The sequence below is a fragment of the Gluconacetobacter dulcium genome, assembly GCF_014174165.1.
GTDB classification, from domain to species: Bacteria; Pseudomonadota; Alphaproteobacteria; order Acetobacterales; family Acetobacteraceae; genus Gluconacetobacter; species Gluconacetobacter dulcium.
Map to the genome: position 1 here is coordinate 40,194 of NZ_JABEQN010000001.1, position 13,235 is coordinate 53,428.

A 13,235-nucleotide genomic window follows, 5' to 3' on the forward strand; every position below is an offset into this window, starting at 1 on the left:
ACGGTTTCCACGGTCGGATTGCCGCGTCAGGACGCGGGGCCATGGAACCGGTTCGTCACCCAGACGCTCCCAGCCTCGGCCTCCTGACGGTTTTGTTCCGGGAACTGACGATGAGCAACGACTCCACCTACCGCCCCGCCACCCGCCTGCTGCATGCGGGCGTCGAGCGCACGCCCTTCGGCGAGACGAGCGAGGCGATGTTCCTCACCTCCGGCTTCGTCTACGACAATGCCGAGCAAGCCGAGGCCACCTTCACCGGCGATGTCGTCCATTACCAGTACAGCCGCTTCGGCAACCCCACCGTCGCGGCGCTGGAATCCCGCCTGGCGGACCTCGAGGGCGCCGAGGCCTGCATCGCGACCTCCACCGGCATGGGCGCCGTCTCCTCGGCCCTGCTGTCGCACGTCAGGGCCGGCGACCGGGTCGTGGCGTCGCGCGCCCTGTTCGGCTCCTGCCACTGGATCGTCGCCAACCTGCTGCCGCGCTACGGCGTCGAAACCGAATTCGTCGACGGGCACGACCTGGATGCCTGGGCCGCCGCCCTCTCCCGCCCGACGGCGGCGGTGCTGCTGGAAAGCCCGTCCAACCCGATGCTCGACATCCTGGATATCCGGGCAATCTCCGACCTCGCACACAAGGCCGGCGCGCTGGTGGTGGTCGATAACGTCTTCGCCACCCCGCTCTACCAGAAGCCGCTGGAACTGGGCGCCGACGTGGTCGTCTATTCCTGCACCAAGCATATCGACGGCCAGGGCCGCGTGCTGGGCGGCGCGGTGCTGGGCCGCCGCGACTGGATCACCGAAACGCTGCAACCCTTCACCCGCAACACCGGCAACGCCCTGTCGCCGTTCAACGCGTGGGTGATGCTGAAGGGCCTGGAAACGCTGCCGCTGCGCGTACGCGCGATGACCGAGAACGCCGCCGCCGCCGCCGACCATCTGGCCGCCGCCGAGGGCGTGACCCGCGTCTTCTACCCCGGCCGCACCGACCACCCGCAATACGAACTGGCCAGACGCCAGATGAGCGACGCCTCCACGCTGGTGGCGTTCGAGGTCGCGGGCGGCAAGGAAGGCGCCTTCGCCTTCATGAACGCCCTGCGCCTGATCGCGATCTCCAACAATCTGGGCGACGCCCGCTCGATGGTCACCCACCCGGCCACCACCACGCACATGAAGATCGGCCCCGAGGAACGCGCGCGTCTGGGCATCAGCGACGGCGCGATCCGCTTCTCCGTCGGCCTGGAAGATATCGCCGACCTGAAAGACGACCTCGATCGCGGCCTCGCGGCCCTGCGGTCGCGCTGAACCAACGGGAAGCACGCCATGGCCATTGACAGACCGCCACCGCCGGGAATGCCCCCGGACCCGGATGCCGCTCTGGCGGAGGCCATGGAAGGCGCCCCCTGTTACGAGGCGACCACCAACGCGATCCGCGTAGTCGTGCAGACCTTCTGGCTGGACGACCAGTCCACGCCCGAGGAACACCGCTTCGCCTGGGCCTACCGCATCCGGATCGAGAATCTGGGCGGCGAGACGGTCCAGCTCCTGCGCCGCACATGGGAAATCATGGACGGCACCGGCCGGATGGAGCATGTCCACGGCGACGGCGTGGTCGGCGAACAGCCGGTGCTGGAACCCGGCCAGGTCTTCGAATACACGTCGGGCACCGGCTTGCAGACGCCCACCGGCTTCATGCGCGGCCGCTACCACATGATCGACGCCCGCTCGCACCAGCCGTTCGACGTCCAGGTCCCCCCCTTCAGCCTGGATTGCCCCTACCACCCCACCATCATCCACTAACGCGCCGCGCACGCTTCGCCCCGAAGACAGGATTCATGACCGAAATGTCCCAGCCCCCCCTTCTGCGCCCCTCCCGCGAGGAGGCGGAAGATGCGATCCGCACCCTGCTGCGCTGGGCAGGCGAGGACCCGTCGCGCGAAGGCCTGCTCGACACGCCCGGCCGAGTCGTCCGCTCCTACGAGGAATTCTTCGAAGGCTATGGCGAGGACCCGTCAGCCATCCTGTCGCGCACCTTCTCCGAGGTCGATGATTACGACGAGATCGTCCTGCTGCGCGACATCCGCTTCGAAAGCCATTGCGAACACCATATGGTGCCGATCATCGGCGTCGCCCATGTCGCCTACCTGCCCAGCAAGCGGGTGGTCGGCATCTCAAAACTGGCCCGCGTCGTCGATGCCTTCGCTCGCCGTCTGCAAATCCAGGAACGCCTGACGGCACAGATCGCCAACACGATCAACGACGTACTGCAACCGCACGGTGTCGCCGTGATCCTGGAAGCCGGCCACCAGTGCATGACCACGCGCGGCGTCCACCGTCCCGGCGTCTCGATGGTCACCAGCCGCATGCTGGGCGTCTTCCGCAGCAATTCCGATACAAGGCGCGAGCTGATGTCCATGCTCAACCGCCCGTCGGTCGCCACAGCCCACCTGTAATATCCCCTCTCCGACACCGAGTCCGCGCATGTCGATCTTCCACGGCCTGTCCGCCTTCCCGATCACACCGGCCGACGCGCACGGAACCGTGGATGTCGAAGGCGTCGCCCGCCTGACGGCGTATCTCTCGGCGGCCGGTGTCGATTCCATCGGCCTGCTCGGCAGCACCGGCACCTATGCCTATCTCACGCGCGCCGAACGGCGCCGGGCCATCGTTGCCGCGGTCGAAAGCGTCGGCGGCCGCACGCCTCTGATTGTGGGCATCGGTACATTGCGCACCGACGACGCCCAGGCCCTCGCGCGCGACGCCGAGGCCGAAGGCGCCGACGGCCTGCTCATGGCTCCGGTTTCCTACACGCCCCTGACGCAGGAAGAGGCATACCAGCACTATGTGGCGATCGCCGGCGCCACCCGTCTGAAGCTGTGCATCTACAACAACCCCAGCACCACCCATTTCACCTTCGGCATGGAACTGCTCGAACGACTGGCGGACGTCCCCAACATCGCCGCGGTCAAGATGCCGCCCCCGCCCGAAGGCACCCTCGCCGACGAACTCTCCCGGCTCCGGGCCGGCCCGGTGAGCAAACTGGCGATCGGCTGTAGCGGCGACTGGATCGCCGCCGAAGCCCTGCTGGCGGGGTACGACGGCTGGTTCAGCGTCCTTGGCGGCTTTCTGCCGCACCTGGCGCGCACCCTGACCACCGCCGCGCAAAACGGCGACCACGCCACGGTTCTGCATTACAGCCAGAAACTCCGGCCATTATGGGCGCTTTTCCGTGCGTTCGGCAGCCTCCGCGTCGCCTACGCCGCACTCAATCACCTGGGACTGTCCGAGGCCACGCCGCCCAGGCCGATCCTTCCCCTGCCCGAACCCGACCAGCAGCGTGTGGCCGAGGCCCTCCGCGCGTGCTGCGAAAACACGCCCTGAGGGCCATTCTGCCGTCGGAAAAGATCAGAATTCCGTAACGACCGAAAAATACGTGCCCCGCCGCTGCCCGTATTGCGCCTGATAGATCCCGACACCGCTCCCGTTCCGAAGCTGGTAGCGCTTGTCGAACAGATTGACGACATCGGCACGAACCCTGATGTCATGCCCGAACGGCACCTTCGTGAAACGATGTTCGTAGCCGATATTGAACACGTCGTATTCCGGCTCCTTCTCAAGGTTTGCGAAGCCGCTGCGCAGGCCGTAGCCATATACGAAATCAACGTAAGCCATGTCATGCGCCGTGGTCCACGAGGCACCGGCCGTCGCCGTATACTCCCCCTGATGATCCAGCTGGATCGCGTGGCGTTGGATGTAAGCCAGTTCCGCCATATCGAACTGGTATTGCGCCGAATTGATGTCCCGCGCGGATGTTTTCACATAAGAGAAATTCCCGAACACCGACCACGGACCATGCCGCCATGAACTCCCGAATTCCGCGCCATAGACACGCCCGCGCCTGTAGCTGAACGGCGCCAGGATCACCGCGCGACCGAACTGCCCAAGGTCGGTCAGGTCATGCGCCCATTTGGCATAGGCATCGAGCGTGATCTGAAAGTCCGGCGTGATCTTCTGAAGAATGCCCCCGTCCACATAATGCGATTTTTCAACTTTCGTCGCATCGTCGATCCTGTTCGCCGCCGCATTGGTCGTCCCCGCGAAACGCGCCAGCGTCGAGGGATAGACATATTGCGGCGAAGGCGGCGCGAAATAGCGCGAATAACCAATATGCAGGGTCGTACCGTCAGCCGGCTTCCAGACCATGTTCGCACGCGGGCTCAACTGGCCTTCATTGCAGAAGGACGACGCAAACCGGTCGTAGCGAATCCCGTAATTGAATGTCAGGTTACGGGCAATCTTGTACTCGTCCTGAATATACGCCCCGGCCTCCACCGACCAGTTCCCCGTATTGTCGATCAGGCGCACCGGTACGTCGGAAGCCTGCGCCCCCCGCGCATCGACGGGAAAGGCAAGCGTATTCGTATCCAGCCGTTCGGACGTATATTGCCCCAGAACGCCTGCCCTCACGGTGTGACGGGGTGCGATCTCGTAAGACAGATCGAACTGCATGCCGCCGGTCGTGAAGTCATTGACCTCATGTTCCGAAACCCCCTGATAAATCAGGTCACGATCCCGATCCGGCGTATAATCTATACGGCCATACCGAAAATACGGCGATACCTGGACATTCAACTTGTCCGTGCTCCGTTGATAGGAGAGCACCGCGTAATAATTCTGCTCCGTCTGGCTGTCATCCAGTTTGGCCCAGTTCATGGCCGGATCGTGCCGATCCACGCCGGCCACATCATAAATGGTCGTGTAATCGGGACTGTTCACATCGAACGTCTTGAACGAATTCGGAATCTCGAAATCGGCATAGGACGCGCTGGTCAACAGCGTCACCCGGCTGGCCTCGTCGATATGGTAGGACAGATAGGAAAAAGCCTTTTCCTGCTCGGTCACATCATGAACAGCGCGAAACGTGTCACTCGGGTTTTCAATCCCGATCGCATTGCGCGTAAACGACAGCGTCGTGAAATAGTCCAGCCTGCCGCTCTGCCCACCGAGCTGGAGCGACGGAACGAAGCTGTCGTAACTCCCCCCGTAAAGCGAAACCTGATTATGCTTCAGACTCTCGCCGGTCTTGGTCGTGACATCCACAATCCCGGCGGTGCGAAAGCCGAACTGCGCAGGCAGCGTGCCGGTCAACAGGTCGAGCGACTGGATGATACGGGTATCCAGTTCCTGCCCGAACCCGTTGAGCCCTTCCGGCAGCAGCACGCCATTGACGCGATAGGTCAGGCCACCATGCTCGCCGCGCACATGCACCTCTCCGTAACTGTCCAGCACGACGCCCGGCACACGCAACAGGATCTGATTGAACGCCGCATTCTGCCCCTGGGGCGTGGCCGCGATCTGGCGCTGATCGATCCTGTAATCGACGGCCCCCAACCCAGGGAAGATGCGGACACGCTCCCGATTGAGGTACCCTACGACATTGACCCTCTCACCACCGTCCGGCGGTGCCGACGCGGCAACCCGCGCCTCTCCGGCGCCATGGCCCCGCACACTCTTCGCAGAGCGTTCCGGCGCGGCATCGGCGACATTCTGCCGCACATCTCCTCTCCGCGTCGTATCCACCGCAGCAGGAGTAATTCCCTTCGCCGGCACCGCCGATGCGTTGCCCTTGCCCGGCAAACCCGTTCCGACCACCAGACAGGCAAGGACGGCCCGCCACCCTCCCGCACACAGCCGGAGACGCGCGCCTCCCGACCTACCACGAAAACGCATACACTCATAATTATAGCATTTGCTATATACAGGGCGAGATATCAGAAACATGCGTCCTCCAGAAGACATTCCAAAAACAACCCAAGGGACCTCATGGAACGAACGCGGCTCCGGCCGAAGACCAGAGCAACGGAACGCCACGCGACACGCAATCGTATCGAACCAAAATATGCAATATGCTATATTAGATAGCACTACCAAACAAGCCCGCGCCTGCCACCCCGCGCGGGTTCCCACACCGGCCCAGCCTGCCTATAAATACCCATCGGCCGGATCATCCGGCTTCCGCCAGCGGTACCGTCCGGCGCCGCCTGGGTTCCAAGGGTTCACCGAATGACACGATTTTTCCGCTTCGGCGCGCTGGTCGCCACGACCGCCCTCGCCGGTCTTTCCGGTGCCGCAATGGCCGCACCCAATCCGTTTGCAAGTCCCAGCACGCTTCCGCTCCAGGCACCGCGTTTCGACGTGATCCATGACAGCGACTACAAGCCGGCCTTCCTCCAGGCCATGGCGATCCAGAAAGGCGAAATGCGCCGGATCGCGAACAACCACGCCGCCCCGACCTTCGACAACACGATCGCGGCGATGGAACGCTCGGGCCGCATGCTCGATCGCGTGTCGCTGACCTTCTATGGCGTCTATCAGGCCAACACCAACCCGACCCTGGACAAGACCCAGAGCGACATCGCCCCGCTGCTCTCGCAACATCAGGATTCGATCTATCTCGACGCGAAACTCTTCAAACGTGTCGAGACCCTGTACAACGACCGCGCGCATCTGGACCTGACTCCGGAACAGGCACAGGTCCTCACGCTCTATTACCAGCAGTTCGTCCATGCCGGCGCGAAGCTCTCTCCCGCCGACCAGGTCAGGCTGCGCGCCCTGAATACGCAGATCTCCACGCTGGAAACGGCGTTCCAGCAAAAACTGCTGGCCGCCACGCGCGACGGCGCGCTGGTCGTCGACAACAAGGCCGCCCTCGCCGGCCTGGATGACGGCAGCATCACCGCCTTCGCGAAAAATGCCGCCGACCGCAAGCTGCCGGGCAAATGGGTCATCCCGCTGCAAAACACGACGCAGCAGCCCGACCTCACGGACATGACCGATCGCGCCACGCGCGAGGCCCTGTTCAAGCAGAGCTGGACGCGCGCCGAAAAGGGCGACGCCAACGACACCCGCGCCACGATCGCAACCCTGGCCCACGCCCGGGCGCAGAAAGCCGCCCTGTTCGGCTATCCGGATTTCGCATCCTACGTGCTGTACGACCAGATGGCCGACACACCGGCCGCCGTGCAGCATTTCATCGCCGAACTGGCTCCGGCCACCCGCACGCAGCAGGACCGCGAAGCCGCCCGCATCCAGGAAACCATCCGCAAGGACGGCCAGACCTTCACCCTGCAGCCCTGGGACTGGATGCATTACGCCGAGCAGGTGCGCAAACAGGATTACGCCCTCGACGAAAATCAGGTGAAGCCTTATTTCGAGCTCAACACGGTCCTGCGCGACGGCGTCTTCTTCGCGGCCACCCAGCTCTACGGCATCACCTTCAAACAGCGGACCGACATCCCCGTCTACAACCCCGACATGATGGTGTTCGAAGTCTTCGACAAGGACGGCTCGACGCTCGGACTGATGTATTTCGATTATTTCAAGCGCGACAACAAGAATGGCGGCGCGTGGATGTCGAACTTCGTCGGCCAGTCCAGGCTGCTGGGCACGAAGCCGGTCATCTATAACGTCGCCAATTTCGCCAAGCCGGCGGCCGGCCAGCCCGACCTGATCAGTTTCGAAGACGTGGTCACCATGTTCCACGAATTCGGCCACGCCCTGCACGGCCTGTTCGCCAACCAGACCTACCCGATGGTCTCAGGCACCCAGGTCGCGCGCGACTTCGTCGAATTTCCCTCGCAGTTCAACGAGCACTGGGCGCTCGACCCGACCGTCTTCGCCCACTACGCCCGCCACTACAAGACCGGCGCCGCGATGCCGCAGGCGCTCGTCGACAAGATCAAGAAAGCCGCCACCTTCAATCGCGGCTACAATATGGGCGAACTCATCGCGGCGGCCCAGCTCGACATGGCCTGGCACGCCCTCCCCGCCAGCGCCCCGCAGCAGGATGTCGATGCCTTCGAAAAAGCGGCACTGGACAAGACCGGCCTCAACACCGCCCTCGTGCCCACCCGCTACCGCACCAGCTACTTCCTGCACATCTGGTCCAACGGCTATTCCGCCGGCTACTACGCCTATCTGTGGACGCAGATGCTGGCCGACGATTCCTTCGCCTGGTTCCGCGAACATGGCGGCCTCACCCGCGAAAACGGCCAGCATTTCCGCGACCTGATCCTTTCCCAGGGCCACACGCAGGATTACGGCCCGATGTTCCGCGCCTTCTACGGCAAGGCCCCCGACATCACCCCCATGCTGAACCACCGCATCCTGGGCACCGACCCGAACTGACCCCACCCCACAGACGCACGCCGGCACCAAATCCCGGCGTGCGTCCACCACGCCGCTCTCTCGCGAAGAGGGCGGCCGCGTCGGCAAGGCGGTCAGACCTCAGCCCATAAACCGGCTTTCCTCACGTATTCTTCGGATCGACCGTCCGAAACCCATAGGTCTCATACCGCGTCGTCACGGCCCCGTTGGCAACGTCCACGACCATGAACCCTTCCGGGGTGCCATAGCGCGTGCCATGCCACCAGTTACCCGAGACCGCGCCGCCGGTAATATACGGCACACCGTGCCAGTCGATCCGCTCCAGAACATGCGTATGTCCCTGAAACACCCCGATGACATTATAACGGTCGAACAGGGGAATAACCTCGTAGGCATTCACGACGCTCATCCCATGATGCTTGGGCGGCGTCTCCGGCGGGGCCGCATAATCCTGGACGGCCGTCACCAGCGGGATATGCGTCACCACGATAATCGGCATCCCTTCAGGCTGGGCGGCGAGATCATTGGCCAGCCACGCGATCTGTGGCGCGTCGATCCGCCCCTCATACATGCGGTCCTCCGTAATCCCGATGGAATCGAGCACGACCACATGCACGCCCTTATGGTCGAATGAGTAATAAAGACGCCCGAAATTATCCTCGAAATATTTCTTGCCGTACATCGGGTCGGTCGGCTGCACCCCGCTCTTGGTATAGACGCCGAAGCAATCGTGATTCCCGATCGTATGATGAACCGGCAACGTCAGGTCGTCGGCCGTGCGCTTGTAAAGGTCCAGCAGCATCGTGGCCCGCGCGGCATTGACGCCGAGCGCATCGAAGACATGGTCGCCACCCTGAATGGCGAAATCGGCGGGCACCCTGCGCGCCTTGATAAAGGCCGCGTGGCATCCCCCCCGCGCGTTCAGTTCCGGCTGAAGATGCGTGTCGGTAATGAACAGAAAGGTGAACGGCTCATGCGCGCGCATCGGCGGCCGGTTCGGCACCGCCGCCCGCGCGCCGCTGGCACCCGCCAGCGCAAATCCACCCGTCAGGGAAAGAAAGGAACGTCGATTGATCTGAAACATGGCAGAAATGCTCCGGGCCACGATGAACGATCCCGGCAGTGTCGCATTCCCGCGCACGAAACGAAGCGGCAGACAGCCAATGTCATAAAGGATTCATATGACGGGTCCACCAGCGCCCCCGCCGTCTGAATGGTCCCGATCAACGCGGTCGCCGCAGCAGCCACGGTTCCAAGAGCGCGGGGCACGGCCAACAGCCGTCCCCCGCCCATACACGTATTATTTCTCGCTGATCTGATACGTCAGCACGACATGATTGCTCCCAGGGGCCTGCGACGGCACCACCTGGATCGCCGCACTGATATCATGCGCCTGATAAGCCTTCTGCACCGCCGCCTGGTCGGCCGCCATCGCCGCCTGATCGATCGTCGATCCGGGGCGCAGCTTCGTCGCATTGGTCAGGTCGGCGGCAGACAGCTTCTTGTTGCCCTCGAAGACGATCTTGTCGACCACCAGCGCGGTCTGCACCACTTCCGGCGCCTGCTCCTCGATCATCCACTCGACATAGACGGCGGCCCCGACAAATTTCATCTTCTGGCCGAATTTCAGGCCCACATTCTTCTTCTGATACACGCCCATCACGTCCTGCGCGCCGGCGGCGATCTGGTCGCGGGTCACGGTATCACCCTGATGGAACGGTAGCGCCGCCAGGATCTCGTCGGTCGAGACCAGCTTGTTCCCGGTAATGGCCAGCGATTTCAGCTTCAGCGGCGCGTTGGCCGCCGGCGGCGAAGCGGCAAGGGCCTGCGGGCCGGAAAACGAGGCGGAGGCAAAGCCGGTGGCGATCGCAACGGCCAGCGCCGAGCGGGCCAGAAGATGACGGGTGCGCAAGACGGAATTCTCCCAAGCATGACCGGGCGACCGAAACGCCGCCCTTGCCCGTCCATGATGCACAGCTATCCGCCCATGCCAATGCCGGGACACGTCATGGGCGGCCGCGAACCGATCAGATCGCCACCTGTACGCCCAGCACGGCGATGAACTGCGCCAGCCAGCGCGGATGCGCGGGCCACGCCGGCGCCGTCACCAGCCAGCCATCGGTCACCGCGTCGTCAACCGCGATATCGGCATAGACCCCGCCCGCCAGTTCCACCTCAGGCCGACAGGCCGGATAAGCCGACACGGTGCGCCCCTCGATCACGCGGGCCGCTGCCAGCAGCTGCGCCCCATGGCACACGGCGGCGACCGGCCGGCCGGCAAAGGCCCGGACCAGGTCGATCACCCGCTGATCCAGCCGCAGATATTCCGGCGCCCGGCCCCCCGGAATCACCAGCCCGGCATAATCCGCCACATCGACCCCATCGAAATCCGCCGTCAGCGCAAAACGATGGCCCGGCTTCTCGCTATAGGTCTGCGCCCCTTCGAAATCATGGATCGCCGTCAGCACATGCTCGCCCGCCTTCTTGCCCGGACAGACCGCATCGACCGTAAACCCCAGCATCGACAATGCCTGGTACGGGACCATGATCTCGTAATCCTCGACATAATCACCCGCCAGCAGCAGGATTTTCTTCGCGCTCATGGCTTGCGCCCCCCCCGTTCTCGATGGTCGATCGTTCAGTCGTGCGATGCTGGCATATGCTCGCGCAGACGCGGCATCAGTTCCACGAAATTGCAGGGCCGGTGCCGGCTGTCGAGCTGCCAGACCAGGATATCGTCCCACCCGTCCTTCACGGCCCCGCTCGACCCCGGCAGCGCGAACAGATAGGTGCCATTCGCCACCCCGGCGAGCGCACGCGACTGGATCGTGGAGGTCCCGATCTTCTGGTACGACAGCATGCGGAACAGTTCGCCGAACCCCTCGATGCGCTTTTCCAGCACCTGCTCATAGGCTTCCGGCGTCACGTCGCGGCCGGTCACCCCGGTGCCCCCGGTCGAGATGATCACGTCGATATCGGGATCGGCGATCCATTCCTTCAGGCAGCCGGCGATGTGGTCCACATCGTCCGGTTCGATACTGCGCGCCGCCAGTTCATGCCCGGCGGCCACGATCCGCTCGGCCAGCAAGGCGCCGGAGGTATCGGTTTCGAGGGTGCGCGTGTCCGATACGGTCATCACCGCGATACGGACGGGCAGGAAGGGACGGGAAAGATCCAGTTTCGACATGGCGGCATGTTCTCCATCGCCGGAATGGGCGTCAACGTCTTTTCAATCCACAGGATCAATCCACAGGGCGCGGCGCGGTTGACAGATACCCGGCATGTTTTGTTAATGATCCACGTGGATCAAAAACAAGGCTGTGCCGATGCCCCGCCCCGTGGACCCCGACCTGCGCCCGCGCCTCCTTGAACAGATCATCGCCTATGTCGTCGCAAACGGCGTGGCCGCCTTTTCCGTCAGGGCCCTGGCGGCGGCGATCGGCACCAGCCACCGCACGATCCTGTATCATTTCGGTTCGCGCGAGCAGTTGCTCGCTACCGTCTTCGACACGATCCGCGAGTCCGGGAGAGCCACGCTGGAGGCGACGCTGCCGCGGCAGGGCGATCCGAAACGCATTTTCAAGGCGACATGGCGGTACCTGGCCCAACCCCAGATGCGGCCGACCCTCTGCCTTTTCTACGAAATGTACGCGATCGCCACCCGCGATCCGGACCTGTTCGGCGATTACGCGCGGCGTACCGCACATTTCTGGCTGGTCACGATCAGCGCCCGCTTCAGCAACGCGGGGGCATCGCCCGAAACCGCACGCCTGCTGGGCGGCATGACGATCGCGATGTTGCGCGGCGCCACCCTCGAACTGGCGGCAACCGGCGAGGTGGAACGGCTGACCGAAGCGGTCGATGCCTTTCTCGACCTCCTGCCCCCTGCGGGCCACGCCCCATGACGCAGCCAGTCCGGGTCCCCGGCATCGATGCGGCCCGCGGCGCCATCATGCTGATCATGGCCATGGACCACGTCAACGCGCTGGTCGTGCGCCGCCATTCGGTCGAATTCTGGGCCGGCGCATGGACGCGCTACGGAGACACCCTGGCCGACCGCCTCCAACTGGGTCTCCGTCTTCTCTCCGATCTCTGCGCGCCAGGATTCTTCTTCTGGATGGGAAGCGGGATTGCCCTGCTGGCCGCCCGCCGGACGGACTGGTCCGCAGGACGACTGAGAAGGCACACAGCCGTGCGCGGCGTCCTCCTCGTGCTGCTGAGCTGGTTTGTGGAAGTGCCGGCATGGCTGGTCGGCATCCATGGCGACCGCACGGGCGCCGCTCCGGGAGGCTGGCCGGGGGCGGGGCCGGCCATCTGGCTGCCGGTCACGGTGCTGACCACATTGGGGCTGTGTACCCTCCTGCTCGCCCTGCTCAGGCCCCTGTCGAGACGACCTGTCGCCACAGCCTGTCTTGCCGCGTTCTGTGTGTCGTCGCCTTCCCTCTTCCTGCCGGACAGCCCGATATCGCCGGTCGGCATGCTCGCCCGACTGGCTCTGGTGGCCGGGCAGACGGGGGGACTCTATGTCGAATATCCGGTGCTGCCATGGCTGGGTATCGCGCTGTTCGGCCATCTCTTCGGCCAATATCTGGTCCGGCACCCCGACAGGACGATACAGGCGTCCTTATGGATCGGCATCGCCTGCCTCCTGCTGGGCCTCGCGCTGCGCTGGCACGGCACCTTCGGCAACCTGCGCGCGCCGCGCGACGGGTCGTGGCGGGAATTTCTCAATCTCGTCAAATACCCGCCGTCGCCGGTATTCGTCCTGTCGATGCTGGGCGGCACGCTCTGCCTGTTCCGCTGCCTGTCCCGCGCGCCCCGAAGTCGGCTGGCAGGATTGTGCATAGCCTTCGGACGCGCGCCATTGGCGTTCTACCTGGCCCATCTGTGGCTGTTCGCCGTAATCGGCACGATTTTTTTCCCTTTCGGCACCAACTACGCCATCGGGCTTCTGGTCTGGCTGGCCGGCATGGGCCTGCTTTACCCGCTCTGCACCGCAGTCGCGCGGCGCCGAGGCGCCAGCCCCGCGTCATGGCTCCATCTCTTCTGAACGTCCGCCAAAACCGCCGG

At 64.0% G+C, this 13,235-nt stretch carries 12 protein-coding genes; 7 read left to right on the plus strand and 5 right to left on the minus strand.

Annotation, left to right across the window (positions count from 1 at the left end; all coding sequences use genetic code 11):
* Positions 1–110: 110 nt before the first annotated feature.
* The 4 genes from metZ to HLH25_RS00215 are packed head-to-tail and all read left to right on the plus strand — an operon-like array spanning position 111 to position 3,380.
* Positions 111–1,304 (plus strand): O-succinylhomoserine sulfhydrylase, encoded by a 1,194-nt coding sequence (metZ, locus tag HLH25_RS00200; protein WP_182972153.1) that lies wholly within the window; start codon positions 111–113, stop codon positions 1,302–1,304.
* A gap of 18 nt (positions 1,305–1,322) precedes the next feature.
* Positions 1,323–1,799, plus strand: coding sequence for a Co2+/Mg2+ efflux protein ApaG (apaG, locus tag HLH25_RS00205; protein WP_182972154.1), 477 nt, complete (start codon positions 1,323–1,325; stop codon positions 1,797–1,799).
* Between the two features lie 44 nt (positions 1,800–1,843).
* Positions 1,844–2,452 (plus strand): GTP cyclohydrolase I FolE, encoded by a 609-nt coding sequence (gene folE, locus HLH25_RS00210; RefSeq protein ID WP_182972397.1) that lies wholly within the window; start codon positions 1,844–1,846, stop codon positions 2,450–2,452.
* A gap of 28 nt (positions 2,453–2,480) precedes the next feature.
* The gene (locus tag HLH25_RS00215) at positions 2,481–3,380 is read left to right on the plus strand and encodes a dihydrodipicolinate synthase family protein (RefSeq protein WP_182972155.1); all 900 of its coding nucleotides are present in this window, start codon (positions 2,481–2,483) and stop codon (positions 3,378–3,380) included.
* A gap of 24 nt (positions 3,381–3,404) precedes the next feature.
* Here the strand turns inward: HLH25_RS00215 and HLH25_RS00220 are convergent, their stop codons facing one another.
* Positions 3,405–5,555: a TonB-dependent receptor gene (locus HLH25_RS00220; RefSeq protein WP_310889037.1), complete on the minus strand. Its 2,151-nt coding sequence runs from the start codon at positions 5,553–5,555 to the stop codon at positions 3,405–3,407.
* A gap of 507 nt (positions 5,556–6,062) precedes the next feature.
* On the opposite strand from HLH25_RS00220, the gene HLH25_RS00225 reads away from it, so the two are divergent.
* Positions 6,063–8,186: a M3 family metallopeptidase gene (locus tag HLH25_RS00225; protein WP_182972156.1), complete on the plus strand. Its 2,124-nt coding sequence runs from the start codon at positions 6,063–6,065 to the stop codon at positions 8,184–8,186.
* A 121-nt stretch (positions 8,187–8,307) separates the two neighbouring features.
* Here HLH25_RS00225 and HLH25_RS00230 read toward each other — a convergent pair whose 3' ends face one another.
* From HLH25_RS00230 to moaB, 4 genes are all read right to left on the minus strand, one after another.
* Positions 8,308–9,249, minus strand: a complete 942-nt coding sequence (locus HLH25_RS00230) for a metallophosphoesterase family protein (protein ID WP_182972157.1) — start codon at positions 9,247–9,249, stop codon at positions 8,308–8,310.
* Positions 9,250–9,465: 216 nt separating this feature from the next.
* The gene (locus HLH25_RS00235; RefSeq protein ID WP_182972158.1) at positions 9,466–10,077 is read right to left on the minus strand and encodes a POTRA domain-containing protein; all 612 of its coding nucleotides are present in this window, start codon (positions 10,075–10,077) and stop codon (positions 9,466–9,468) included.
* Positions 10,078–10,192: 115 nt separating this feature from the next.
* The gene (locus HLH25_RS00240; RefSeq protein WP_182972159.1) at positions 10,193–10,768 is read right to left on the minus strand and encodes a DJ-1/PfpI family protein; all 576 of its coding nucleotides are present in this window, start codon (positions 10,766–10,768) and stop codon (positions 10,193–10,195) included.
* A gap of 35 nt (positions 10,769–10,803) precedes the next feature.
* Positions 10,804–11,352, minus strand: a complete 549-nt coding sequence (moaB, locus tag HLH25_RS00245) for a molybdenum cofactor biosynthesis protein B (protein WP_182972160.1) — start codon at positions 11,350–11,352, stop codon at positions 10,804–10,806.
* Between the two features lie 139 nt (positions 11,353–11,491).
* On the opposite strand from moaB, the gene HLH25_RS00250 reads away from it, so the two are divergent.
* Positions 11,492–12,070, plus strand: a complete 579-nt coding sequence (locus HLH25_RS00250; RefSeq protein ID WP_182972161.1) for a TetR/AcrR family transcriptional regulator — start codon at positions 11,492–11,494, stop codon at positions 12,068–12,070.
* Positions 12,067–13,215: an acyltransferase family protein gene (locus tag HLH25_RS00255; protein ID WP_182972162.1), complete on the plus strand. Its 1,149-nt coding sequence runs from the start codon at positions 12,067–12,069 to the stop codon at positions 13,213–13,215. The genes HLH25_RS00250 and HLH25_RS00255 overlap by 4 nt, the downstream gene beginning before the upstream one ends.
* Positions 13,216–13,235 lie beyond the last annotated feature (20 nt).